Here is a 25,946-nt window from a genome sequence, read left to right on the forward strand (position 1 = left end):
CATTTTGAAATATTATGTTTTTGTGTTATTTGTATATTGACATAATGACATAAGTGTGAAAAAATTCTTGATAATAAAGGTTCTAAAATATGAGGAAAAAATAAAGTCCTATATAACACTAGGACTTTTTATATTTTAGGAGGAAAGAGCATAATAATTAACAAATTTACAGGATTGCTTTATATGGTGTTTGTCAACGGTAATCGCAGGGAGGATGGTTTTCACGACCAAGAATTAAGGAGTTTACGAACTCGCTATACCTGAACCTCCAAGGATTTGAGGGGTTGGGGACTTCGATTAGAGGGGGGATGGGGAAGAGTTCCACAATGGGTTTGGGCAAAGCACAAGGTTTTTACTATATGGCTTGGTAAAGTCAACATGTCCTAGAAGAGCTTATTAAACTTAAGACTAATAGACTCTGAGAACCCTATATATTTGCATTAAAAGGACTTTAACCAATATATTAGTTAAAGTCCTTTTTAAAATAAATTTCTATTAAGGTTGATAAGAAAAAATAATTGGAACGCCAGAAGGAACTACTACAGCTTCTTTAGATAAACTACCTGTAGGTTCTCCATTAGCATTTAAAATGGCAACATATATATCATTACCATTTCGATAAGCTCTTTCAAGTTGTGTTTCACTCATACCACTAAATGCTACTGCTACACCATTTGCTGCACCGACTGCAGTAAAGGCTGGGATGAGAGATGCAAGTGTAGTTATTATAGAGAACCAACCTACTGATTGTCTTCTCTGGTCTAGCATTTCTCCAAGTTGAGAATTTGAAATAAAAGCAGTGTCATGGATTGGTTTTTCTACTGGATAAGTTATAGCTTGGGGTTGAATAATGTCGTTGTTGCCTTTATCATTAGAAGCAAAAGAAATTGGTGCAAGTAGAGTGCTAGAAACAAGTAATACGGACAAGAATGAAACAATAATTTTTCTTTTCAAAATTAGCCTCCTAATACTATGTTATTTTTCTTTCTTAGAACCATAGTAACATATGGTAGTTTCAAAAGTCTAATAATTCAAACGAAAAAAACTTAAAAAAGGATTGATAATTATGAAAAAACTTAAAAAAAGTCTAATTATATTAATGGTTGGTAATGCAATATTAATGATATCGTTTTTTGTAGTATATAAAAACAATAATTCTTCGATATTTGCTATAGAAAATATTAGTCTAGTAATAACTATTATTTTAATGATTATTTATATAGCATCATTCATTTCAATAAAAGTGTATGAAAAAAAACAAAGAAGTAAATAATTTTTCGGACTCTAATCCCCCCTGGCTTCCAATGGGAACCAAGGGGGATTTGTTATTGGAAATGTTAAGAGGAAAGTTGATTTAACATATTGGAAACAAATGTATTTGATTTGTAATGATTGTTAATGTAACGAGAATGGGCTTGTATGAAGTTTTTTAAAATAACTAATATCCTTTTATTACATTATTTAGATTAAAACGTCTTTATTAGCTCTATTTTGATTCATAAGAGTTTTTTTATAATAGATTAGATTCTACAGTTAAAAATATTTAGCAGTGGAAATTTGTTATATATTCTTTGTTTTTTATATTGAATTTTTATATAAATAGATTTAGTACATTCTATCTTTATTCTTGCGATCAAAATGATTGAAATTATTGTATAATTCAATAAAACCCCTTATATATAGGCTTAGAGTGATCCAGGGATGCTTTCAGTTAGGAGTACATTGAATTGCTCTAAATCTATATAAAGGGGTAGCCTCAGGATTTTGAATCTGAATAAATCGTCCTCTTTATTTGTTGCAATTTTTTTATAATTTAATCCAAGAAATCAAAAACTAATAGGAATATGCTATAATGTTATTGAAGAAAGAGGTATGGATCAAAGTTAATTAAATGATTGGAGAGATAATAATTTTTAAAAAAATTCCTCAAATCGCTGGTTTTCTTTTACTTTTTGGTTTGATCGTAATCTTAGTTCTAAATATAAATGATACCCCTAAAACTGAAAATAGAACTGAATCTGATAAAGCTTCTAATTTCAAACTTTCCACGCTAGACGGATATGAAATTGAACTAAATGAATTTAAGGGAAAAGGAATTATGATAAATTTTTGGGCAAGTTGGTGCGGACCTTGTAAAAGAGAAATGCCATTAATACAAAAAGTTTACAATGAATACAAAGAACAAGACTTTGAGATCCTAGCTGTTAATGTAGGTGAATCCAAAGAAGCCATAAATAATTTTTTAAATGACAATCCTCTCTTGAATTTTCCTATTTTGTTAGAAGATGAATCTATCAGCAATGAATATAAGGTTTACTATTTACCAACAACTTATTTCATTAATGCCGATGGCGATATAGTAGAACATTACGTAGGGGAATTAAATGAAGATCAGTTACACAGATTTATAGAAAGTATATTACCTTAGGAAAGACTTATAAGGTAATATACTTTCTTAAATTTAATATCCTACTCCTCCATATGCTTCGCAGTTGTTGGACGAGCTGGAACATCTTAATCTAACTTGATAATTTCCTGATTTAGGTGCATTCAATAGACTACTTTTGTGTACTCCTCCTGTAGGAAGATGCATACTAACATGAGTTTGTCCATTAATTAGAAGGTCTAAATAAACAGCGCTAGAAGAACCACTTCTAGTTGCTCCACCTAGTACTATTTGAGTGCCAGAAGATATGTATGTACTAGATGATGTTACACTCGATTGCCCTCTATTTAAATTTACATTGGTACTGAAAACCGATACATCACCATCTTTATTTACCTTATGAGTACCATCAGCTAGTGACTGGGATGGATTTACGATGAAAGTAAGTGCGACTATTAAAGAAATAACTATTGAAGATTTTAGTCTCATAGAATTCCCTCCTTTCTTTTTGTAAATTTTTGTTATTTATATCATATTTACCATAACATGCGCATTAAAATAAATCTAATAATTTAAATAATATCTTCTTTTTAAAATATTGCGACCAACATACAGTATTAATAAACTACGATGGATACTGAATTAAATAAAATAAACCCTTTCATAATTCACCTTATTTTCGGGTAGCGTCCCGAATTCAATAGAAAAGAGTAAATTATTTAAAAAATTGAGGTGGTTAGAGTGGTAAAAAAAGAAATTATCTTAATGCCTGCGTATGTCTTGGTTATGATAATATTTATGTTATTAATTCCTAAAACCTCTAGGTGTGTGTTTGGGAGTTTATTTTCAATAAAAATTTCTTACTTAATGAAATAGTTATGACAGAATTAAAAAAGCTTGTAGAGAAAAAACACCTACTTTCTCTACAAGCTGAGGGGGTTCTCAAATAGAACCCCCCTTTGATAACGGTATATTATCGGTTTACTAGATTCCCGCACACGTTTTCCATGTGAATTGGCATGATAGTAATACGTACTTTTTGGAATATTGAGGACGTTACACATTGCTGATACTGAATATTTGTGAGTGTTATTTCGAATCACATCTATTTTCGTCCCATGATCAGCGCTGCTTGCTTTAAAATATCATTCTCCATCATTAAACGTTGATTTTCCTTACGTAATCGAGCCAGTTCATTCTCCTCTTCAGAACGGTTATCCTTGGCGGCGAATGAACCTGTTTCCTGATGATTTTTTATCCAACGATCTAACGCAGAAGGTGTGATATCATACTCTCTAGCAATATCTGTACGAGATTTACCATTTTCATAAAGCTTCACTAATTGCAGTTTAAATTCGGGTGTAAAAGTTCGACGTTGACGTGTCATCTTAGTCAGGCTCCCTTAAGTTAATAGTCTAAGTTTACAAGCCCTTATTTTATCTGTCCAACTTAGTGTAGCCTATCCATCACGAAAAGATTTAGTAAGAGATATACTAAATCAAGTTTTTTCTAAGTTTCCAACTTTTCACTTCTTAGGTGGAGCCAATGAGTTATTATTGGAGTATAGTTGGTTTAGCAGTGATTCTACTGCTTATCTTAATGCAAGAAAATCTAGTTACCAACGAAAACTTTATCTTGATAACGGATATCGTATAGATGCACCTAGTCATATGTCGGTAAAAGAAATTATTAAAGACAGCTTATCGTTTCTATATTCATTAGAGACTTATATTCCGTTTCAACTTACGGCTAAAGAAGTTGTTTAATAACCATTGGTGTTGTATAATTTCATTAACAAATTAATAACTAAAGGATAAGCCTATTTAACGTAGCGGAAGCTGTGTTTTTTGGGCTTATTTTTTTGGAAAAGGAGAGAGGTTGGATGAAATCTACATTTAAAGTATCGTATGAAGAGTTAGTTCGAAACAACAAAGAAGAGATCATGAAGGATAAAAAATATCTGTCAAAGCTAGAAGAAAGAATTGAACAAAGAATAGAAGGAAGTGTTCAGGAAACAAAAGGGAGTGAGGAATAATAATGAAAAAGAAATTATTAATTATAGTTTCCATCTTTACGACTTTAACAATAGTTACAGGATGTTCTAGCTCTAAAAATGAGGAAGGTCAATATGCAGAAGGTATTTCAATAGAAGAAGTTCAGGAATATGACTCATATCTTCAAGAGGCATTACAAACAGCGAATTCATTAATGAGTACGTATAACAATTCATTAGATGGTTTGTATACTGGAGATACCTCGAATGGACAGTTTGCTAAAGTTCTGAAAGACAATGTGATTGAATCATCTAGGGAATTGGTTAAACTGGTTGAACCCTATGACGTTAATCCTAATTTCTTTGAAATAAATCAGTCTTTATCAAATCTTATAAATAAGCAGCATCAATTATTTTTAGATTCTGTTGATATGGCTAATCAAGATAAAGTAAATAAGGATAATTTAAAAAAACAAGTCTCAAGCATTAAAGATGAACAAGCAATTATCATCAATAATTGGAAACAGTTTTAGAAAAATTTAAAATGGAGAGAAAATGCTATGGCTTTATACGCAAAAGATTATCTTGAAAAATTAATAAAAAGAATAGATCTTGTCATAGCACATGCCCAAAAAGGAATATTTGAAGAACAAATAGGCTCTTTACAGAAAGAAGTAAGTTATATCTTGAGTAGTAAGTAATCCTAAAATTTATAGAGGTTTTAAATCGGATTATAATTATTTTGATATTGAACAACTAGTGAATGCAAGGAATGAGATCTTGAACTTCTACGAGCGAATTTGCTTTAGAAAGTCAACTTGCTAGGAGAATCGTTATGGAAAATAAAAAATTAAATAATCAATCTAGGTTAATAAGTTTATTATTAACTGCAGAGAAATACCAACAAAATTTAGATATAACTGTATTAAAAAGAGAATTGTCATTGTCTTATACAGGTCGAGTACAACATTATGACCGAGATAGTGAACAAATTCAGTTTATTGATTTTGAGAATAACACAATACATTATTTTGATATTGATATGATTGATGCAGCTATTTGTATATAAAGTTATATTTAGAGTATTCATGATATTCTTTTATAATTTTCGGGAGGGAATTTAAAATGAAGCAAACATTATTATTTGATAAAATTAATTCATTAAAAATTTGGTGGTGGGTAAGTAGATATAAGAAATGTCCGAAGTGCGGAAGTAATGAGTTAGGAATTGGTAAAGGTGCTTTTGAAGTAAATGAATATCACTTCAAGAGAACTTGTAAATGTGGTTTAAATATTACAAGAGGAAGATTATATTTAACTGAAAAACCATACAATAAATAAGTATGGTTTTTACTTTTTTCAATGTAACTAGTTGTGATTATAACATTTACTATTTTTATATACATATGGACATAATGGAGATATATAGCTAAAGGAGGAATTATCATTGGATTCTCTATTTTTAAAGCAAGAAGAAATTTTTACATTCTACAAACGTGATGGGGAGAAAATCGAAAGGAAAACCGAATTACGATTTGATCCATTAACCGGTGAATCATCACGTATTGTAGTTGACCCCGGCATAAAGCTAACACCTCCTAATTATACGGATATGGCAGAAAAAACTGGTGGGGAAAATTGTCCATTTTGCCTAGAAAACATTCATGAACAGACACCAATCTTTTCAAAGGAGCAAGATAATATCACTCATGGAAAAGCAATCGTATTTCCAAATCTATTCCCCTATAGTAAATATAATGGTGTTACCATTTTTTCCGATCAGCATTTCATACGTCTAGAAGAATTCACTACATCTCTGTTAAAGGATGCCTTTATAGCTTGTCAAACCTATATAAAAAGAGTAATCGATCGAGAAGAAAAGCCCGTTTACATTTCAATCAATTGGAATTACCTTCCATTATCAGGAGGAAGTATGTTACACCCACATCTCCATGTGATTATTTCAGAATCCGCAACAAACTATCAAAATCGCTTTGAAAGAAAATGTAGAGCATTCCAGGAAAATCATGAAGTAGACTATTTGTCTTCCTTATATCAATACGAAAAAGAGGTAGGAGAAAGGTGGATTGGGGAGAATGGTAATATTGCCTGGTTACACGCCTATTCACCAAAGGGACATAATGATTTTATTAGTATTTTTCGAGATAAAAGCAGCATAGAAGATCTAACAGACCAAGACTGGAGTCATTTTGCTAAAGGATTACAAGCTATATTTGCTACACTAGCAGAACAAGGATTAGCCAGCTTTAATATGGGACTAACCTTCGCCAATACAGGTTCACCAATTCACGCACGACTAATTCCTAGGTTAGACTTTGGCGAACTACATACAAGTGATTTCAACTATTTCCAAGTAATACATGATGAAGGATTAACCTACAAAGCACCAGAAAAAGTTGCAGCACTGGCTAGGAAACACTTTTAGAGATGGAAAGTAAACGGAAAAATTTATTAGTTCCGATTCTATGGAGAAATAAGACGAATAGCAACAAGCCTTGGATTTTCAAAGGCTCTCTAAGCTGCTATTAAAAGCTTTTATTCATGAAAAAGATTTGCTATCCTGTGCTCGTACCAGCTGATGGTGAATCCTATTCATTGTAAGACTAAAAAACAGACAGAAATGAGGTATTTCTGTCTGTTTAATAAGTAATTAACCTATCCTAAGTATGCTAAATCGTATATTTTTTTCCAAAACAAAACCAACTGTGTTAGCTTTTTAATATCGGAGAAATTCTTTTAATGTTTCTTTGGTAAAGTTTTCTTTGATTCCTTTCTTATTAAGAAAATAGTCCATTATCTCATCTTGCTTATAACCAAGCTCCATAACTCCCTGAGCAATAGTAGACAAATAGGCTGCAGATGGCGTATTTATTTCCATGTTCCCCATTGGTTCATTCGTAGTAAACGTAAACATTGGAGCACCATTCAGTTCACCCAAATAAACGATCCTACCATACCAACCATCCCCTATAGATAAGAAACCATTAGTCATTACCTTTTGAAAGTTAATATCAATAAAATCACAATTATTTTCTTGGGCAACAACCTCAGTAAATTGTTCATCGGTAATCAAGTACTTTCTACCTATAGTTGGCTCATTCTTCGTTATGGAATGATCAATAAACGCTACTCCACCTAATCCCCATTTACTTCGTTGCTTGGAGAAGTAAAGAGCATAAGGCATTTCTACTTTCCCGCTTGCCTTTGGTGGCGTTTTATCCGTACAACCTACTTCTGGTCTATCAGCACCAGGTGGACGTTCGCCATTGATATAGCACATAAATCGATCTTTACATAGATTAGAACCATAGCTTACATACCAAACATCCATAAGTATCTTTCCCCCTATTGATCTATTGTCAGAAACATTGTGTGTTTTGGAAGATCGTTTAATCCTTCCCTTAAAAATGCTGGATACAATTCTATTTCACTTAATTGACTAATAGGGAACCATTGGTAAATCAATACACGCTCCCCTTCCTTCCCATAAAAAGGGTCCTTACCTTTGTATATCGGACCATCTATTCTTACTTTATAATAAGCGGCAATCTCATGAAATGCTTCCCCTTCAAAATCGAAAAAGTTTTCCGTAAACCATAATAAGCGTTCAACCGAAACATCGACATCTAGTTCTTCTTTCATCTCTCTAACAGCCGTTTTCCCTGTACTTTCAAACATTTCTACTCTTCCACCGGGAAGTGCCCAATGTTCATCATATTCATTTTTATGTAACAATACACGTTCATCATCCATAGCGATTACACCAGTACGAAAATTAAACTTTCCCTCTCCAATACGTGTGGAAATATCCATTTCACAACCCCTTTTCCTTTTTGTATAATCATTCTGAACTTTTGGTTAAAAATAATCAACTAATATCTAATTTAGATTAAAAATGTAGAAATTGTGTCAACTGAAGGAAATTACTTATTTGTGATACGGATCATGATATAATGCTAAATAGCAAGAGACAAGGAGTGGACTTACATGAAATTAAAAACAATCGGAGTTAGTTTATTGTTTGCTTTTTTGTTAGTAGCTTGTGGGGATACAGACGAAGATAACACTGTACAAGAAAGCGATATAGAAAATATGAAAGAGTTAGTACAAGAATACAGTACTGGTAACTTTGAGGATGAAACTGCTTCTATTACATCAACACAATTAATCGTAACTGAAAATGATGAAAATGAAACGGTTTATGAACTGCCTGAAGAAGAATTTTTCGTATCTATCGCCCCCTACATCAATGAAACCCATCCATGTACAAACCATAGCTTAACAGGTTGTCAAGGTGAAATGGTCGAGGAAGAATTTGATGTTTATATTGAAGATACAGAAGGTAACGTAGTTGTAGATGAAACATTATCAACCATGGAGAATGGATTTTTTGACCTATGGCTACCACGAGACAAAACATACTCCATTACAATTAAACAAGATGGAAAAGTAGTTGAGTCAGAATTCTCTACATTTGAAAATGATTGTACTTGTATTACAACGTTGCAGTTACTATAGATATTTGCCAACCGGCTTGGTTCTTATCCGATTCGGTTATATACAACAAAAAGGAGCCCTTTACAGGCTCCTTTTTCGCGTATGCTACTGTTTTGAATTTTGCATACTAGATTCGGCAAGTTTGATCATTCGTTTGACCATCTCGCCCCCCACAGATCCGTTCTCACGTGCAGTCGTGTCCGCCCCAGGCTGAACACCGAATTCGTTTGCAATTTCCTCTTTCATGCGGTCCATTGCATTTTGCGCACCTGGCACTAACAATTTATTATTGTTTCTTGCCATCCTTGATCACTCCTTGTGGGTTTTGTGAACAGAAATAATTCTGTTCCTCTCTAGTTTTTGATGGTTGAACAAATATATACGGAATTACTCTGGTACTAACTGCAACGTCTTCCCTTCCTCCGGATTCAATGTCGTAACATGGTATTCACCATGAACCCAATTATCTAATTGATCGTGATACCATTCACTTCGAAAATGTCCTTCTTGACCTGGTCCAACAATATGATATCCAACATTCATGTCACTTGTATCAATAACAAATCGCCATGAGGCTCCATGATTTACTTCACCCGTGTTTGCATTATATGCTGCTGCCATTGGTGTCACAGCACTTCCCCCGACTGGAAGAGGATCCTCTCGATTAAAGAAATAAGCAAGAACGGGATGGATTCCGGATAATGGATGGTCAAAATGTACATGATGAAAATCCCCCCAGCGCCAAGTGGTAACGTCCTCCCCGTACGATTCGGAAAGCTTCCTAATTGTATTTTCCAAGGAATCTTTTAAAACCGATTCTATTCCTCCGTTTTCCTCGATCCAAATTGACGTTTCACCTTTTATTGCTTTTCGAAGTAGTTCATCGGTTGTTTGTCCACGACTGCCAAACAACCCCATAACACTTTCAGGAATTTCATCGTGATATAATATAGCTTCCATTTCATCCAGCCAATGATGAAAAATTAATGGTTGTTCAAAATCGACATGATCCATGAAATTCCATTCTTCTAATGAAGCTAAAGCTCGTTCTTCATTCGATCCTAGTTCAACATCTTTTAATGTCTCTATAAATAATGGAACAAACTCCCTAGCTTGCAAATTAGTAATATCCATTTGCAGTGCCTGCATATCTTCTACAGTTAGCCGATCCGTGTCTTCTAATACTTCCGCTATTCGTTCAAACCGGTATGGCTGTGCCCAAACATTACTAATATGGTACGGGTAATCCTCACCAATAATTTTATTATTTGCCGTAGCAATAAATCCTTTATCTGGATTCACAACACGCGGTAATTCATCGAATGGAATATAGCCTTGCCACTCATGCTCTGCTTCCCAACCAGGTAAAGGTAATAGCGCATCTTCCCCTTCTTGGTATATCGGTATAAGCCCATTTGCTTTATAAGCAATCGTCCCATCCGTTGAAGCAAATACAAAGTTCTGTGCAGGGACAAGGAATTTCTCTAATCCTTTTTCAAACTCGTCCCAGTTGGATGCACGATTGATTTCCAAAATCGCTTCTAATTCAGTTGTTGGATCTAATGCTGTCCAACGTAAGGATAAAACCGTATTTTTCCCACTATCCTCAGCAAATTCAGAAACGATTGGTCCATTTCTCGTTTCTACTACTTGATAATCAATTGTTTCTCCATCTTTTACACGGATTGGTTCATCAATAATCGTCGCTTCTTCCCATTGCTCCTCATATAAGTATTCATTTGGATTATCAGGATTTCGCTTTTCAATATATAGTTGTTGTACATCTGGACCTGTATTTGTTACTCCCCATGCTATCTGATCATTATGACCTAAAATGATTCCTGGTACTCCAGCGAAAATAACGCCACTTACATTCATGTCGTCCGTCTCCAAATGCATTTGGAGCCATATAGACGGGGTAGCTAAACCAAGGTGTGGATCATCCGCAAGTAATGGGAGTCCAGAATCCGTCTTTTCCCCACTAACAACCCAGTTATTACTACCATTAAATGCATGTGGAATCACGGCATGTTCAAAACTTGCTGCTATATCAATTTCATCTTCTCCAATAATCGTTGGCTTGCTTTCGGGATAGTTTGGAAATAATTCATATGCTTTTTCTTCGTCGAATCGATTCAATGCATCATAATTAAATGCTTGTCGTTCCCAATTCCCCCCTAAATCGAAAGCCATAAATTTACCTATAGTCAAGGAATCAATTGGTGTCCATGGTTCAGGGTTTGCTCCCATCAGCAAAAATTCAACTGGTAAGCTATTTGTATCTATTGCTTCCTCCATATATGCATTAACTCCATTTGCAAACCACTCTAAAACTTGTTTATTTTCTTCTGAGTATATATCATATGATTTTTCTGCTGCTCTTCTTAATCCCAAGGTACGAAAATATTTATCCTGGTTAACAGCTGCTTCCCCGACAACTTCACTCAGCGTTCCAGAGGCTTGTCTACGGGATAATTCCATTTGAAACATTCTATTTTGAGCCTGTAAATATCCTTGTGCTATATATAAATCATGATCACTAGTTGCTTTAATATGTGGAATTCCATGCTCGTCTGTAATAACTAAAACTTCATCCTCTAGCATTGGTAGGGTAATTGTTCCTTCTATCTTAGGTAATGATTTGTTTATGTATCCGTTTACAAAAAGGAACGCTGTAATAGTTATGATCAGCATACCTCCAGCTATGATAAGACTATACTTCTTCCAATTTCGTTTTCTCTTCTTTTTCGGCTCAGTCAATACACGTTCCGCTTGATTCAAATACTTTTCCCCCTTTTTCGTTTCTTAAAATTCAGATAAATTAAATGTATTATATCATATAATGAACGATCATTCATTATTTTCCTTATGTATTGTGATGTGCACCTTATTCTTAAAAACATACTACCTCGTATACTGTTTCACTCAAAAACTGCTGTCATTATAACAGATTAACTAACTTAAAATGCTGGTAATATAAGACAAACAGAAATCTACACAAATTTGTTACATTTTTCACAATGATATTTTGGAATACATGTTATTATGTATTTAAGAAAGTAATTATTTTGATTTGAATTGCTCATTATTTCACAAATTAATTAATAAGTTGGAGGGATTTAAATGGCTACAAAAGCATGGATAGGGTTTTTAGGAGAAAAATGGAAAAAAGAAATTGATGTACGTGATTTTATCATTCAAAACTACTCCCCTTATTTAGAGGATGAGTCCTTCTTAGTTGGTCCTACAGAAAACACGAAGCAGCTTTGGGAACAAGTAATGGATTTAACAAAACAAGAACGTGAAAATGGTGGAGTCCTAAATATGGATACTTCCATTGTTTCTACCATTACATCTCATGGTCCAGGATATTTAAATAAAGAAGTTGAAAAAGTTGTTGGTTTTCAAACAGACGAACCATTCAAACGATCACTTCAACCATTTGGTGGAATTCGAATGGCAAAAGCCGCTTTAGAATCATATGGTTACGAAATAGATGAAGATGTAGAGCATGTTTTTACTGATTATCGAAAAACGCATAATCAAGGGGTATTTGATGCATATACACCAGAAATGAAACTAGCACGTAAAGCAGGGATTATTACTGGATTGCCGGATGCTTATGGACGTGGCCGTATCATAGGTGACTACCGAAGAGTGGCATTATACGGTGTCGATCGATTAATCAAAGCAAAGCAAGATGACTTAGCGATCATTGGTGGAAATGGTGTCATGTCTGATGACGTCATTCGTGACCGTGAAGAAACAATGGAGCAAATTCGTGCATTACAAGAGTTGAAACAACTAGCTAATCTGTATGGTTATGACATTACAGAACCAGCAACAAATGCACATGAAGCTTTTCAATGGTTATATTTTGCCTATTTAGCAGCCATTAAAGAACAAAATGGTGCAGCTATGAGTCTGGGGCGAGTTTCTACCTTCTTAGACATTTACATGGAACGGGATATTCTAAATGGTGTGATGACCGAAGAGGAAGCACAAGAACTAGTTGATCACTTTGTTATGAAACTTCGTTTAGTCAAATTTGCTCGTACACCAGATTATAATGAACTATTTAGCGGAGACCCAACATGGGTAACAGAATCCATTGGAGGTATCTCTAAGGATGGTACACCACTTGTTACCAAAAACTCGTTTAGATTTTTACACACGTTAACAAATTTGGGACCTGCTCCAGAGCCTAACTTAACCGTATTATGGTCTGAAAAATTACCAGATAAATTTAAACGTTTTTGCGCGAACATGTCCATTCAAACTAGCTCCATACAATATGAAAATGATGATATTATGCGTGACATCTACGGAGACGATTATGGTATTGCTTGCTGCGTTTCACCTATGGAAATCGGTAAACAAATGCAATTTTTTGGTGCACGAGCTAATCTAGCAAAAGCATTATTATATGCAATTAATGGTGGTAAAGATGAAAAATTAGGTATTCAAGTAGCACCTTCCTATGAACCAATTACTTCTGAGTATCTTGATTATGAGGAAGTGATAAGTAAATATGACAATATGTTAGATTGGCTTGCCGGTTTATATGTCAATTCATTGAATGTCATTCACTATATGCATGACAGATACAGCTACGAACGATTAGAAATGGCATTACACGACCGAGAGGTGCTCCGTACGATGGCTTGTGGTGTTGCTGGATTGTCTGTGGTAGCTGATTCATTAAGTGCAATCAAATATGCAAAAGTAAAACCGATTCGTGATGAGCACGGTATAGCAGTTGATTTTGTAACTGAAGGTGAATTTCCGAAATACGGAAATAACGACGATCGTGTTGATGAAATTGCAGTTAATCTCGTGAAACGATTCATGAATAAAATTAAGCAACATAAAACCTATCGTAATGCTGTACCAACACAATCTATTTTAACCATTACATCTAATGTGGTTTATGGTAAGAAAACTGGTACAACGCCAGATGGTAGAAAAGCTGGCGAACCATTTGCACCAGGAGCAAACCCAATGCATGGACGCGACACCAAAGGTGCTCTGGCATCCTTAACTTCGGTTGCTAAACTGCCATTCGACTATTCTATGGATGGAATTAGTAATACATTTTCCATCGTACCAAAAGCATTAGGAAGAGATGATGACATAAGAAAAGTAAACCTAGTAGGTTTATTAGATGGCTATACCATCAAAGGGGGACACCACTTAAACATTAACGTTTTTGAACGGGAGACCTTATTAGATGCAATGGATCATCCTGAGAAATACCCTCAGTTAACAATCCGAGTATCCGGATATGCGGTTAACTTTATCAAACTAACCAGAGAACAACAAATAGACGTCATCAACCGCACATTCCACGAAAGCCGCTAGCATTTTATTCGAGGAGTGCCTGTCACTTGTCGATTTTCGACAAGTGACAGGCACCGGCCAAGTCTTTATGTAGATTGCCTTCGTTACATCTGCCAAATAAGGGGAGGATTTCAAAATGAAAGGTAGAATTCATTCTGTTGAAACTTGTGGGACACTTGATGGTCCTGGAATACGTTATGTTTTATTTATGCAAGGGTGCTTGTTGCGTTGCCAATTTTGCCATAATCCAGACACATGGAAAATGGGTGATGGTAAGGAAGTAACGGTCGAAGAATTAATGAAAGACATAACGTCCTACCTTCCCTTCTTTCAAGCATCAGGCGGTGGTGTTACTGTGAGTGGTGGAGAACCACTCTTGCATACGAAATTTTTAGTTGAGCTGTTTAAAGAACTTAAAAAATATGATATTCATACAACAATTGATACTTCAGGAGGATGTTTTTCACGCTCTCCATCCTTCTTAACATCATTAGATGAACTTCTTAGTCTAACTGATTTAGTTTTACTAGATTTAAAACAAATAGATCCACTTAAACACAAAAAATTGACTGGACTATCCAATGAACATATTCTAGACTTCGCTAATTATCTAGCTGAGAAAGAAGTCCCTATTTGGGTTCGCCATGTGCTTGTACCAGGAAAATCCGATTTTGATGAAGACCTATACAATTTATCTGATTTCATTCAAACTCTACCCAATGTAGAAAAGGTAGAAGTATTGCCTTACCACAAATTAGGCGTTTACAAATGGGAAGCTTTAGGATATGAATATCCTTTAGAAGGTGTTGAACCCCCTACCGCAGATCGAGTAAGAAATGCAGAAGCTATTCTATCAAGATCCATTAAGGCATGGAAAGTAGGATAAGTTTGAAAACTTGAGTGTAGTAACTATTCGTTCATAACTAACTGAGCATAGAGTTTAACCATTATGAGTATGAAAAAGCTGGCGTTAAACAGCTTTTTCATACTCATATTTATTCCAGTAACATAATTTTTAGTTACCATTAAATGCTTCTTTTAATTTTTCTATATCAAATTTTTTCATTTTAAGAAATGCTTTTGTTAATCGATCCATTTGTTCGTTTGTCCCATTTGCCATCATTTCACTCATAACTTCTGGCCAAATTTGCCAAGAGACACCGTACTTATCTTTCAACCACCCACATTGTTCTGCTTTTGGATCTGAGGATAGCTTTTCCCAGTAATAATCAATCTCTGCTTGATTTTCGCATTGGACTAAAAGTGAAATGGCTTCATTAAATTTGTAGGTATGCGACTGAGCACTATCCATAGCAGCAAACCATTGTTTCTCTAGCATAAAATCTGTAAACATCAATGTCCCTTCTTTGTCCGGCTCCATGCCTGCTGGGTACCGTGCGATACTCCCTCGTCTTGACTCATTGAAAACAGACAGATAAAAATCACTGGCTTCCTCTGCCTTACCGCACACATCTTGCACATACATCAATGAAGGTACGATAAATGGTCGTTCTTCACCATCTGGGTTGGTGAGAATCAGTTGCCATGTCAGGCCATACTTATCCTGAATCCATCCGTAGCGCTTACTAAATGGATATTCTTGAAGTGGCATAAGTGGAGTACCACCTTGGGACAACTTTTCCCAAAGTTGATCTAAATTTCCCCTAGCGTTCTCATCTCTAGAAGGATCAAAATTTACAAAAAAAGAAATCGATGGATTGAAATGAAAATGTGGTCCTCCATTTATAGCCATGAATGAATATCCCGCGAGATTAAAAGAAACGGTGTCACTATCACCAGATGGTGTATCATGAATCGTTGTGATATTGGTGATTTTAGAATTTGGAAATATGGATGTATAGAATTGTGCAGCTTCTTTTGCTTCTTGATTAAACCATAAATGTGGGACAATTTTTTGTTCTATCATTGATATCTCCTCCTTTCAAATGAATGGTACTTATTTTACCTCGTTAAGATGCTCTTCTAGACGGTTCCAAGTTTCGGCGATTCCTTGTAACATTCCCATGTCCATGACCGTGTTGAGAGCTTCTGCAGATACATATTCAGCACGATTAACTAGTTTCGTCTTTCCATCCAGATCGACGAATTCTAAAGTGATCTCAGATGATGGCATCGTTTCGTTGATAGTACCATCAGCATCAGAGAAGTAATCAGTGTAACGAATCATCTCTGGTTCGATAATATCCTTGTAAACGACTTTTCCCCATGACTCCATACCATAATACTCTCCTTGATTTTGGTCAATACACTTCATACAAAAATGCCATGTACCACCTGGTCGGAAGTCAATCTTGCAAACTGGAAGGTCCCAGCCGCTTGGTCCCCACCAATGCTTGAGATGCTCAGGTTCTTTAAACATTTCAAATACGAGTTCGCGGGGTGCATCAAAAGTGCGTTCCAGTATTAACACCTGATCGCCCTCTACTCTAGACTTTAATTCATTCATTGACATTCTAATTCCTCCATTCAATTAGTTAATCTTTCATTTCCTTTTTCCTACACAGCAAAGTTTTCCTTCGTCAAGGATGACTAATTGTCTCTGAATTGGGTGGTATTAATTGAAATAATTTCATCTAATTTATCGAAGAGACTTTGCGAATGTTTGCTAACTAGTCATCAATTAAGTGGTTTCTTCCCCTGTAGTACATTGAGATAATCATCCAACCGATCCATCTTCGCTTCCCACATTCGACGGTAGGAGTCAAGCCACTTATCCAACTCTTGAAGTGGTTCTGGTCTTAGCTTATATATTCTACGATTAGCCATTGCCTGAACCTCGACAAGACCAGCTTCGCTTAAAACGCGAAGGTGCTTCGAAGTTTGGGGCTGGTTTAGCTTTAGCTTCTCCGCAATCTCTCCTACCGGGAGCGGTTCATCAAGAAGAAGATCGACGATGGCAAGACGATTGGGTTCAGCCAGTGCACTAAATGTTTGTACGTTCATGTTGCATTCTCTCCTTACATGTGGATTTTCTCAAAATAAAAGGCGCATGTTGTTACTTGTAGAATACCACCTCTGAGTTTTTAAACTTAACTATGTCGACTTTGTTGTTGAATCCATTATTCCACATTAGGAATATTCCTGTCAAGGAATATAGAGATTTTTTTAAAGATAATATAAAATACCTATTTATAGCACTCCGCCGTTGAGTTACCGTTTTGGGTTTTACGATCCACTTTTGGGCACTCATCACTCCCATGAGTTACCGTTTTGAGTTTTGTGATCTGCTTTTGGGCTCTCATCACTCCCATGAGTTACCGTTTCAGAGTTTTCGATCAGCATTTGGGCTCTCATAACCCCGATGAGTTACCGTTTCAGAGTTTCCGATCCACTTTTGGGCACTCATAACCCCGATGAGTTACCGTTTCAGAGTTTTCGATCAGCATTTGGGCTCTCATAACCCCGATGAGTTACCGTTTCAGAGTTTCCGATCCACTTTTGGGCTCTCATAACCCCGATGAGTTACCGTTTCAGAGTTTCCGATCTGCTTTTGGGCTCTCATAACCCCGATGAGTTACCGTTTCAGAGTTTCCGATCTGCTTTTGGGCTCTCATCACTCCCATGAGTTACCGTTTTGAGTTTTGTGATCTGCTTTTGGGCTCTCATCACTCCCATGAGTTACCGTTTCAGAGTTTTCGATCAGCATTTGGGCACTCATAACCCTGATGAGTTACCGTTTCAGAGTTTCCGATCCACTTTTGGGCACTCATAACCCCGATGAGTTACCGTTTCAGAGTTTTCGATCAGCATTTGGGCACTCATAACCCCGATGAGTGAGTTACCGTTTCAGAGTTTCCGATCTGCTTTTGGGCACTCATAACCCCGATGAGTTACCGTTTCAGAGTTTTCGATCAGCATTTGGGCACTCATCACCCCGATGAGTTACCGTTTCAGAGTTTCCGATCTGCTTTTGGGCACTCATCACCCCGATGAGTTACCGTTCTAGTGTTTTCGATCCATTTTAGTTTGAAAAAGACAGCTCTAAAAACAAAAACACTTGGATTTACCAAGTGTTAAGTATAGGTTCTAATTTGGATAGAGCTAAAATCCGTACAGACTACATTCCCCCGTTTTTCTCATACTCAGTAGCATGCTTCCTATTTTAAGATTTGCATCTTTCCGATCAAAGGCAGTGATTTTTCTTGCCCGTTTGCTGCATTGATGATTCCTATAACCGCCCACACTAACCAAAACAGACTACCTAATGGCAATATTAATAGCCAACCAATAACTGGAATGATTGATCCCACAATATATATTGCAAAACCTATAATAAACAGAACCAGTCCTTGATTGGTATGATACATCGCAAACTTAGATTCCTTTGCGGCTAGAAGTGGAACAATAAAAAGGAATCCAATATAAGCTAAAATAGCCATTCCTTTATTGTTTTTCACATCCTCTAATGTTGAACTGTCTTGCTCTTCAAATGCATCTTCCACCTTCTCTTCTACATTTTCATTTTTTTCATCAGACATTTCAAAGACCTCCTTTACATTTTTAACGCTTAATGAATTCAAAAAACACGTTACACAATTATATGAAGCAAAATTCAAAATAGTTCAATTTTACCACTATTTTTCTATATTTTTCTTAAAAATGGATGATTACATTTTTTTAAAGAGACTTTTCTATTTAAAATAACTTGTACTACATTTTAAATTCTGATAATATATACTCAATTTCATATAAGACCTCATTAGATCGGTGAGGTAGAGGTGCAGCAGATATAAGTAATTAACAGGAGAATGACAACGATGAGAGTTGATGAAAGGATTTGTTGCCGAAGCATAATAAGGGTCAAACTTATTATCGCTGGGATGTCTTTGAATAAGAGTCATACTGTCATGCGAGTCATGTGCATGGAGAACTACTGATCGAAATGGAGGATAACGTATATTGTTTTACAATGGTGGTTATTTTCTATCGTTGTTTTTTTGTGCTTAAAAAGCCCACTATGCATTGTTCCATGCCCTTCATTCAGTTTTTCTCTCCAGTGTACAAAGTAAAATACAAGGAGAGGTACACCATGAGAAAAATATATACCAATGGAAATATCTACACGTTTGATTCCACCAAACCAACTGTCCAAGCTGTTGTAATAGAAAGTGGTCGCTTTATTGACATGGGTTCTACAGAGAATATGTTACTTCATTGGAACAATGCCCACACGGAAGTAATCTCACTTGACGGCAAAACTGTCACACCTGGTTTAGTAGATAGCCATCTTCATCTATCCATGATTGCAGATAAGTTTATTAATCTAGACCTTACAGGCATTACTTCAAAACGGGAAATGCTAGGAAAAATTCAAGCAAAAGCAGCTACGCTTAGCCAAGGTGAATGGTTACTAGGTTTTGGGTGGGATGAGAATTTATTCTCGGATGGTTCTATCCCAACTATTCAAGAGCTAGATTATGTAGCACCAGGAAACCCACTTTTAATTGCTAGAATTTGCAGTCACGCCAATGTTGTAAATAGTAAAGCATTAGAAGTGAGTCATTATCATCCAAATATCAGTATTCCTGAAGGCGGTAAAATCGTTCTTGATGAAGTAACGAAAAAGCCAACTGGGCTGGTATTAGAGTCAGCTAAAGAAATCTTTTTACAACATATTCCTAAAAAATCATTTTCAGAATTAAAGAATGCTATGAGACTAGCTATACAATTTTCCATCAAACAAGGCTTAACGAGCGTACATTCTAATGACCCTCTATTTTTAGGTGGGTTGCATCAAACCTACCGTATTTACGATGAATTGTTGAATGAAGAAAATCTTGGTTTACGTTCTAACCTGTTAATTAATCATGAATTTCTTCCGGATTTACGTGATGAATGTATGCTGGATATGGTAACGATACATTAACTATTGGAGCAGTAAAACTATTTGCTGATGGTGCATTTGGCCGAAGAACAGCTTTATTATCTGAGGAGTATGCAGATGATCCAGGAAACTATGGTGAAGCAATGTACGACCAGGAAACACTATTTGACATTGTAAAAAGATCTCGTGATTTATCAATGCCTATTGCGGTTCATACCATTGGCGATCAAGCACTTAAGAATATTCTAGATATACTTGATCAATTTCCGACAGTAACTTATCGTGATCGGCTGATTCACGCACAAGTCGTTACCGAAGATTTAATTAAACGACTTGCTAAACCAAGTCGTGTTGCGGATATTCAGCCTAGATTTTTAGCTAGTGATTTCCCTTGGGTACAGGAACGTCTTGGTGAAAAACGATTACCTCTTGCCTATGCATGGAAATCGTTATTGGATGCTGGTGTTATTTGTGCTGGTGGGTCAGATGCGCCAGTTGAACCAGTAAATCCATTATTAGGTATTCATGCTGCTGTTACGAGAAGAGTTCCTGATGAAACGTATATGGAATATAATCCAGAACAAAAATTATCCATGAATGAAGCATTTCGTCTATTTACAGAACTAACTGCTTACGCAACCAATGAAGAAACCACAAAAGGAACAATTTCTAGAGGAAAATTAGCTGATATGACGGTTTATTCTAAAAATCCGTTTACGATGGAAGATGCCGATGAGTTATTACAAACTGATATCGAAATGACGATTATCGGTGGAGACATAAAATACAATAAAGCAGAAGAAACACAATTAAAGGAAACTTGTTAGAAAGGTTATCCAACGTTATATAGTACAATCTTTAATGAAAATCTATAATAATAGAAAAGAAGTAACTACCGCAATATAAAAAGTAGTTACTTCTTTATTTTTAAGCTGAGGCTTTTAATTCATCGGCTTGTTTGAGTCCCCATGTTCGGTTAAAGAGATAAGCTAATATGACAAGAATTACTACTCCAACAATAAGTGCTATAATTGCTGAGCCAGTGATTCCCGCAATTAGGAATGAAGCAATACCACTTAGGCCTGCTGTAATCGCAAAAGGCATTTGTGTATTAACATGGTCAATATGATCACTCGATGCCCCAGCTGATGAAAGAATAGTCGTATCGGAAATCGGTGAACAATGATCCCCAAAAATCCCACCACTTAGAACGGCTGCAATCGCTAAAAACATCGAGATATCCATGGATGCAGCTAGCGGCATCGCAATTGGAACCATAATGGCAAATGTCCCATAAGAAGTACCGGTAGTATAGGCAACAATACCAGCTACGATAAACAATAACACTGGAATAACCGCTGGCGCTGTAGTTTGTTCCGCTAGATTCACGATGAAATCTGCTGTACCAAGTGCAGATGTCACACTTCCTATCGACCAAGCAAGTGTTAAAATGATATAAACTAGCATCATACTTCTAAACCCTGTAACTACTAGATTAATTGATTCTTTAAAATTAAATAGTTTCTGTTGCATGCCCATTAGAAGGCCAACAATTACGGCGGCAAATGCTGCCATTAAGATTGACAAGCCTCCACTTGATTCTCCTACTGCCGTTACTAAATCATTTTCAGGAAATCCACCTGTCCATAATAATAAAGGTGGAATTAATCCAATTAACACAACTAATGGAACGATTAAGTTTCGCATTTTCGGTGTATGACCATCCACCATCTGTACATCTGTCATCGAATCATCGGAAGGTGGTTCTGCACCATCCCGCAACAATTTCCCCTCTGTTCTTGCCCGATGCTCAGCCTTTGCCATTGGGCCATAGTCCCATCTCTTATAAATGACGATTGCTACAAGTAATAGAGCTAATATTGAATAAAAATTAAATGGAATGGTTCCAAGATATGTCATATACTCCGAACCTGTCATACCTAACTCCACAAATTGTGCACCAATTAACCCCATAACAAACACAACCCAAGTAGAAACTGGTGCAAGTAAACACATTGGAGCGGAAGTAGAATCAACAATATAAGCTAACTTTTCCCGTGAAACACGCATCTTATCGGTTACAGAACGCATAACACTACCAACAGTTAGTGCATTAAAGTAATCTTCGAAGAAAATAATAATACCAAAAAGCATTGTTGACCCCTGTGCACCACGGTCTGATTTTACCCTTCTAGAGATTGCATGTGCAATAGCGTGAGCTCCACCTGTCTTTTGTAGAACCGTCACAAGTACTCCAAACAATCCACAATAAAGTAATACTGTTGCACTCCACTCATCACCTAGATTAGGTAAGATAAATTCGCTAAAGCTGGCATAGATGCCCATCAACGGATTCCAATCATGTACCATCGTTGCGCCCAACCAAACACCAGCAAACAAAGCTGGAATAACATTACGAGTAACAAGCGCTAATACAATGGCTAGTAACGGTGGTAATAACGAAAGAACACCAAATTCCATTTTCATTACTCCTTTCTATTTAAAAATTTAATTACACAGTCAGCTACCCTCCTTTTGTTATTGATGAAAAAGATTTGAGTAGCAAATTGTTGTAAGCGTATTCAAATCTTAATATAACGAATTTTCATTATATTATATTTCTACATACAGTGGACTATGTCCTGCATTTTTGGGAGGCAATTTTTTAAAAAACTGTTTTCTTTTTCAAACAAAGAATTTAAAGCGTCCTTTATTAATGCTAGTAGGAAATTTTTGTAAAACTTGGCATTCGTAGGGTCTTTATGGTAAATGTCTTATGCAGGATAGGAAAGTCTATGCTTTCCTATCTGCAAATGAAAGGAATGAGAATCTATCGAAGTTAGTGAAGCAGATCCTCATTCCTTTAAAAAGTTTTAAAAACTAACTGTCTCTCTAAACAGCTATTTACCGATCGTTTACCTTTTTCCATGTACGTACAATACCATTTGTAATACGTTTTATTACCTCTCTATTCGTATCATATTTAAGGTGTGATAGCGGATTCCAACTAGTAAAAATCCCTCCAGCATTTACTGCGACATCCTCAGTTACAGCCTGATCATAAGCTTCATTAATTCCTTTTAAGGGAAAAGCTAACACATCATCCTTATCGTAAAAATTTAACCATTCCCCTTTTATATTAGGGTGATATTTTTTCATCAGTGAGGATGGAACATGAATGGGATATCCAAAATCAATATAACGCAATGACCACATCGCCATTGGACTACCAAACGTATAGAATAGTGTTAATGTATGACATTTTTCAATCGGAGTATCATTTGTATGAAGCTTTGTTTTGGCACCAATATTTTCCTGTTTATATTGCAGGTCATAAAAATAATTACTAGCAATAATCGTCCCTAAGCTATGACTAATAACACATAGCGGAGCTTTGTCCCCTGCTTTTTCTCTTAAGCGTTGAATAGCTTCGGCTACTAAAGCATGTACCTTGTCATAATTTTGGTCTTCAAGCAGTGTCGGTTGATAGGCTACAGCATCTGCCAAAAATTCTAGTACAAACCGTCTCGTTCTTTTAAAATCTAAGCTAGCACTATTTTTTAATCTGTTCCATAATTCCTCCTGTTCTGGTTCAAAAATCGCCGACCAAAAAACAGGTTCAAAAACAACATGTTCCTCTACATTTTTAACCTTTAATTTTTTGCCTATTCGATAAGATAGACGGTCCATAAAATCATCTGCAAAATCTTCTTCGGGTGTACCTGCTCCATGAAGAATCAAAATAGCTACTTTTTGGCTCATCGTACTCCCCCTATTGATTTTACTGTCTGCCATACCAAAGATGTTAGTATCATTATACGCAAATAGTATATTTTTTTAAGAGGCTGATAGTACTATTTTAACTAGGTACATCCATGGATTTTGCCTTTAGTTTGAACTTTTCTGTAGCGAGTGAAATAATATATGTATAATTCCGATTAAACTAATCAGATTTAAGGGGATGGCATAGTGAAATTACAAGAATTAGCTACAGTAGAAGAACGAGTTCAAGCCTTAGCTCAAAAGGTAAAACCTTTCAAGGAAAGAGCAGATAAATATGACAAAGAAGGGAGCTTTCCTTTTGAGAATTTTAACGACTTAAAGGAAATTGGTTATCCTGCTTTAACAATTCCAAACCAATTTGGAGGGCTCGGGATATCCTTGTATGAATTTCTTAAGTTACAAGAGACAATAGCCAAAGCTGATGGTTCTACTGCACTCGCTATTGGTTGGCATATGGGAATTACCAAACATATAGGAGAAAACCAAGTTTGGAAGGAAGAGAAATACAAAGAATTTACAAAAGACGTGATCGAAACAGGTGCCCTGCTAAATAGTGCCGCTACTGAACCAGCTACAGGTAGCCCTGCAAGAGGAGGAAAACCTGAAACTACTGCTAAAAAAGAAGGAAATAAGTGGATCATAAATGGTAGAAAAACCTTTACAACATTAGCGCCTGTTCTTGACTACATTATTGTGCGGGCAAGTATAGATGATACAGATGATATTGGGAATTTTCTAGTAAAAGGAAACCTTGATGGGGTACAAATAGAAGAGACCTGGGATTCGATTGCAATGAAAGCAACTGGAAGTCACGATTTAATTTTAAATAATGTTACTGTAAACGAGGACGACCTCGTTGAAACAATTACTACGAGGAACCAGTCCGCAACTGGATGGTTATTACACATTCCTGCTTGCTATAACGGTATTGCTAAGGCAGCAATGGATTATGCTATTGAATTTGCTTCATCCTATTCACCTAATAGTATCAATGGTACAATTTCTGAACTTCCAACTGTTAAGCAAAAGATTGGGGAAATGGCGTTACTTACCATGCAAAGTGATCACTTTCTTTATGGAGTAGCGAAAAAGTGGGATGAGAGCGACCACGATACTCGCCAGACAATGAAGACAGAGCTTGGTGCAGTTAAATTATCTGTCGTTAATCATGCTATTCAAGTTGTTGATCTAGCGATGCGTATTGTTGGTGCAAGAAGCCTATCAGAAAAAAATCCGTTACAACGATATTATCGGGATGTTCGGGCAGGACTGCATAACCCACCAATGGATGATATGACCATTATGCAACTTGCTGACCAAGCCATTAACAATAACTAACTGGGGTTATAGCTTTAGATTAATAGCAAAAAATCATAGTTTATACTTCTTATTCTATAAAAACAAACGTTACTCAAAAAGCAGCAACGTTTGTTTTTGTATGGAATCTTACTTTGCAACTCAGTGGCGTTAAAGGGTTATAGGAGAGTATTATTTATTTAAACGTAATAGATTCATAAGGAACTACCAATTATTTCTGATAGCTCCATAATATCGTCCACTCTCCATCTATTTCAGTAGTAAATACATTTTGATAAATGGTAAAGTTCCCATACTTACCTTTGTATACTTGAGCAACAGGAACTTTATACACTTCTGAAATTATTTCTGTACCTTCCTCCATCTCCCAATTTGTAAGCTTTTCAATATCTTCTAAGTAAAAATCAAACGTGGTTACTTCAAAATGATTTAAAAAAACATGAGCACGATCTTGTAAATAATGTTCCTTCGAAAACTTATCCTTCATCAATGGATGAAACATATCCCATGATTCTGAAAATGCTCCATTTTGTTCATAGGCATAGAAAGTTTCGACCGTCTCTTTTGCTTGTTCTTTAGATGACTTAAAAAGAAAGGTAAATAAAGTAATAAATAGTGCCACAACAACTGCTACTACTAGAAGTAAAATAATAAGTTGTAAAACCTTGTTATCGTTACGTTTCATTCAGACCCCGTCCTAACGTATGGTTTGTACTATATGTATTCAGACATAAGGATAAATATTAAAGTAGTAAAAAATTTAC

General features: G+C 35.8%; 24 protein-coding genes, 2 pseudogenes and 1 riboswitch. Of the genes and pseudogenes, 12 read left to right on the plus strand and 14 right to left on the minus strand.

Translation table 11 applies throughout. The features are described 5' to 3' along the window. Positions 1 to 495: 495 nt before the first annotated feature. Positions 496 to 954 (minus strand): hypothetical protein, encoded by a 459-nt coding sequence (locus GMD78_RS17565; RefSeq protein ID WP_155670701.1) that lies wholly within the window; start codon positions 952 to 954, stop codon positions 496 to 498. Between the two features lie 937 nt (positions 955 to 1,891). Here GMD78_RS17565 and GMD78_RS17570 point away from each other — a divergent pair. Next, complete coding sequence (locus tag GMD78_RS17570) at positions 1,892 to 2,428, plus strand: redoxin domain-containing protein (protein WP_155670703.1); 537 nt, start codon at positions 1,892 to 1,894, stop codon at positions 2,426 to 2,428. A gap of 33 nt (positions 2,429 to 2,461) precedes the next feature. Here the strand turns inward: GMD78_RS17570 and GMD78_RS17575 are convergent, their stop codons facing one another. Both GMD78_RS17575 and GMD78_RS17580 read right to left on the minus strand, forming a co-directional pair. Beyond that, positions 2,462 to 2,875 (minus strand): hypothetical protein, encoded by a 414-nt coding sequence (locus tag GMD78_RS17575; protein ID WP_155670705.1) that lies wholly within the window; start codon positions 2,873 to 2,875, stop codon positions 2,462 to 2,464. A 482-nt stretch (positions 2,876 to 3,357) separates the two neighbouring features. After that, positions 3,358 to 3,773: pseudogene (locus GMD78_RS17580) on the minus strand (transposase); the annotation flags it as partial. Positions 3,774 to 4,268: 495 nt separating this feature from the next. On the opposite strand from GMD78_RS17580, the gene GMD78_RS17585 reads away from it, so the two are divergent. The 6 genes from GMD78_RS17585 to GMD78_RS17610 all read left to right on the plus strand — a co-directional run bounded on the left by GMD78_RS17585 (position 4,269) and on the right by GMD78_RS17610 (position 6,825). Then, the gene (locus GMD78_RS17585; RefSeq protein WP_155670811.1) at positions 4,269 to 4,421 is read left to right on the plus strand and encodes an FbpB family small basic protein; all 153 of its coding nucleotides are present in this window, start codon (positions 4,269 to 4,271) and stop codon (positions 4,419 to 4,421) included. Between the two features lie 2 nt (positions 4,422 to 4,423). Next, positions 4,424 to 4,912 (plus strand): hypothetical protein, encoded by a 489-nt coding sequence (locus tag GMD78_RS17590; protein ID WP_155670709.1) that lies wholly within the window; start codon positions 4,424 to 4,426, stop codon positions 4,910 to 4,912. A 27-nt stretch (positions 4,913 to 4,939) separates the two neighbouring features. Next, on the plus strand, positions 4,940 to 5,080 hold the full coding sequence (locus GMD78_RS17595) for a hypothetical protein (protein WP_155670711.1): 141 nt from the start codon (positions 4,940 to 4,942) through the stop codon (positions 5,078 to 5,080). 134 nt (positions 5,081 to 5,214) lie between these two features. Beyond that, complete coding sequence (locus GMD78_RS17600; RefSeq protein ID WP_155670713.1) at positions 5,215 to 5,448, plus strand: hypothetical protein; 234 nt, start codon at positions 5,215 to 5,217, stop codon at positions 5,446 to 5,448. Between the two features lie 56 nt (positions 5,449 to 5,504). Next, a complete protein-coding gene (locus GMD78_RS17605) occupies positions 5,505 to 5,720 on the plus strand; it encodes a DUF3797 domain-containing protein (RefSeq protein ID WP_155670716.1) in 216 nt (71 codons plus the stop codon). Positions 5,721 to 5,826: 106 nt separating this feature from the next. Further along, positions 5,827 to 6,825: a hypothetical protein gene (locus GMD78_RS17610; protein ID WP_155670718.1), complete on the plus strand. Its 999-nt coding sequence runs from the start codon at positions 5,827 to 5,829 to the stop codon at positions 6,823 to 6,825. A gap of 291 nt (positions 6,826 to 7,116) precedes the next feature. Here GMD78_RS17610 and GMD78_RS17615 read toward each other — a convergent pair whose 3' ends face one another. Both GMD78_RS17615 and GMD78_RS17620 read right to left on the minus strand, forming a co-directional pair. Then, positions 7,117 to 7,731 (minus strand): hypothetical protein, encoded by a 615-nt coding sequence (locus tag GMD78_RS17615; RefSeq protein WP_155670720.1) that lies wholly within the window; start codon positions 7,729 to 7,731, stop codon positions 7,117 to 7,119. Positions 7,732 to 7,745: 14 nt separating this feature from the next. Further along, positions 7,746 to 8,213, minus strand: a complete 468-nt coding sequence (locus GMD78_RS17620; RefSeq protein ID WP_155670723.1) for an NUDIX hydrolase — start codon at positions 8,211 to 8,213, stop codon at positions 7,746 to 7,748. 174 nt (positions 8,214 to 8,387) lie between these two features. Here GMD78_RS17620 and GMD78_RS17625 point away from each other — a divergent pair, with 174 nt between their 5' ends. Continuing rightward, complete coding sequence (locus GMD78_RS17625) at positions 8,388 to 8,918, plus strand: CueP family metal-binding protein (protein WP_155670725.1); 531 nt, start codon at positions 8,388 to 8,390, stop codon at positions 8,916 to 8,918. An 84-nt stretch (positions 8,919 to 9,002) separates the two neighbouring features. Here the strand turns inward: GMD78_RS17625 and GMD78_RS17630 are convergent, their stop codons facing one another. Together GMD78_RS17630 and GMD78_RS17635 are read right to left on the minus strand one after the other, a co-directional pair. Then, a complete protein-coding gene (locus tag GMD78_RS17630; RefSeq protein WP_155670728.1) occupies positions 9,003 to 9,200 on the minus strand; it encodes an alpha/beta-type small acid-soluble spore protein in 198 nt (65 codons plus the stop codon). Positions 9,201 to 9,284: 84 nt separating this feature from the next. Further along, positions 9,285 to 11,591 carry a penicillin acylase family protein gene (locus tag GMD78_RS17635; protein WP_155670813.1) on the minus strand — a complete coding sequence of 769 codons (2,307 nt, stop codon included), beginning with the start codon at positions 11,589 to 11,591 and terminating at the stop codon, positions 9,285 to 9,287. Positions 11,592 to 12,020: 429 nt separating this feature from the next. Between GMD78_RS17635 and pflB the strand changes: the two genes are divergently transcribed. Beyond that, positions 12,021 to 14,258: a formate C-acetyltransferase gene (gene pflB, locus GMD78_RS17640; protein WP_155670730.1), complete on the plus strand. Its 2,238-nt coding sequence runs from the start codon at positions 12,021 to 12,023 to the stop codon at positions 14,256 to 14,258. Between the two features lie 115 nt (positions 14,259 to 14,373). Next, positions 14,374 to 15,123 (plus strand): pyruvate formate-lyase-activating protein, encoded by a 750-nt coding sequence (gene pflA / locus GMD78_RS17645; RefSeq protein ID WP_155670733.1) that lies wholly within the window; start codon positions 14,374 to 14,376, stop codon positions 15,121 to 15,123. A 129-nt stretch (positions 15,124 to 15,252) separates the two neighbouring features. Here pflA and GMD78_RS17650 read toward each other — a convergent pair whose 3' ends face one another. From GMD78_RS17650 to GMD78_RS17665, 4 genes are all read right to left on the minus strand, one after another. Next, positions 15,253 to 16,164 carry a VOC family protein gene (locus GMD78_RS17650; protein ID WP_155670735.1) on the minus strand — a complete coding sequence of 304 codons (912 nt, stop codon included), beginning with the start codon at positions 16,162 to 16,164 and terminating at the stop codon, positions 15,253 to 15,255. 30 nt (positions 16,165 to 16,194) lie between these two features. Continuing rightward, positions 16,195 to 16,710 carry an SRPBCC domain-containing protein gene (locus tag GMD78_RS17655; RefSeq protein ID WP_155670738.1) on the minus strand — a complete coding sequence of 172 codons (516 nt, stop codon included), beginning with the start codon at positions 16,708 to 16,710 and terminating at the stop codon, positions 16,195 to 16,197. 164 nt (positions 16,711 to 16,874) lie between these two features. Continuing rightward, positions 16,875 to 17,201 carry an ArsR/SmtB family transcription factor gene (locus tag GMD78_RS17660; RefSeq protein WP_155670741.1) on the minus strand — a complete coding sequence of 109 codons (327 nt, stop codon included), beginning with the start codon at positions 17,199 to 17,201 and terminating at the stop codon, positions 16,875 to 16,877. 1,154 nt (positions 17,202 to 18,355) lie between these two features. Then, positions 18,356 to 18,736, minus strand: a complete 381-nt coding sequence (locus GMD78_RS17665; RefSeq protein ID WP_246187693.1) for a DUF4870 domain-containing protein — start codon at positions 18,734 to 18,736, stop codon at positions 18,356 to 18,358. 227 nt (positions 18,737 to 18,963) lie between these two features. Continuing rightward, a riboswitch (Lysine riboswitch) is annotated at positions 18,964 to 19,139 on the plus strand. A 148-nt stretch (positions 19,140 to 19,287) separates the two neighbouring features. Between GMD78_RS17665 and GMD78_RS17670 the strand changes: the two are divergent. Continuing rightward, positions 19,288 to 20,909 (plus strand): annotated as a pseudogene (locus GMD78_RS17670) (amidohydrolase). Between the two features lie 100 nt (positions 20,910 to 21,009). On the opposite strand, the gene GMD78_RS17675 reads toward GMD78_RS17670, so the two are convergent. Further along, on the minus strand, positions 21,010 to 22,563 hold the full coding sequence (locus GMD78_RS17675) for a Na+/H+ antiporter NhaC family protein (RefSeq protein ID WP_155670744.1): 1,554 nt from the start codon (positions 22,561 to 22,563) through the stop codon (positions 21,010 to 21,012). Between the two features lie 423 nt (positions 22,564 to 22,986). Further along, positions 22,987 to 23,844: a chemotaxis protein gene (locus GMD78_RS17680; protein ID WP_155670746.1), complete on the minus strand. Its 858-nt coding sequence runs from the start codon at positions 23,842 to 23,844 to the stop codon at positions 22,987 to 22,989. A 207-nt stretch (positions 23,845 to 24,051) separates the two neighbouring features. Here GMD78_RS17680 and GMD78_RS17685 point away from each other — a divergent pair, with 207 nt between their 5' ends. Then, positions 24,052 to 25,203: an acyl-CoA dehydrogenase family protein gene (locus GMD78_RS17685; protein WP_343042422.1), complete on the plus strand. Its 1,152-nt coding sequence runs from the start codon at positions 24,052 to 24,054 to the stop codon at positions 25,201 to 25,203. 190 nt (positions 25,204 to 25,393) lie between these two features. Here GMD78_RS17685 and GMD78_RS17690 read toward each other — a convergent pair whose 3' ends face one another. Next, complete coding sequence (locus tag GMD78_RS17690; RefSeq protein ID WP_155670748.1) at positions 25,394 to 25,867, minus strand: alpha-galactosidase; 474 nt, start codon at positions 25,865 to 25,867, stop codon at positions 25,394 to 25,396. Positions 25,868 to 25,946 lie beyond the last annotated feature (79 nt).

It is taken from the genome of Ornithinibacillus caprae, assembly GCF_009728145.1.
GTDB classification, from domain to species: domain Bacteria; phylum Bacillota; class Bacilli; order Bacillales; family Amphibacillaceae; genus Ornithinibacillus; species Ornithinibacillus caprae.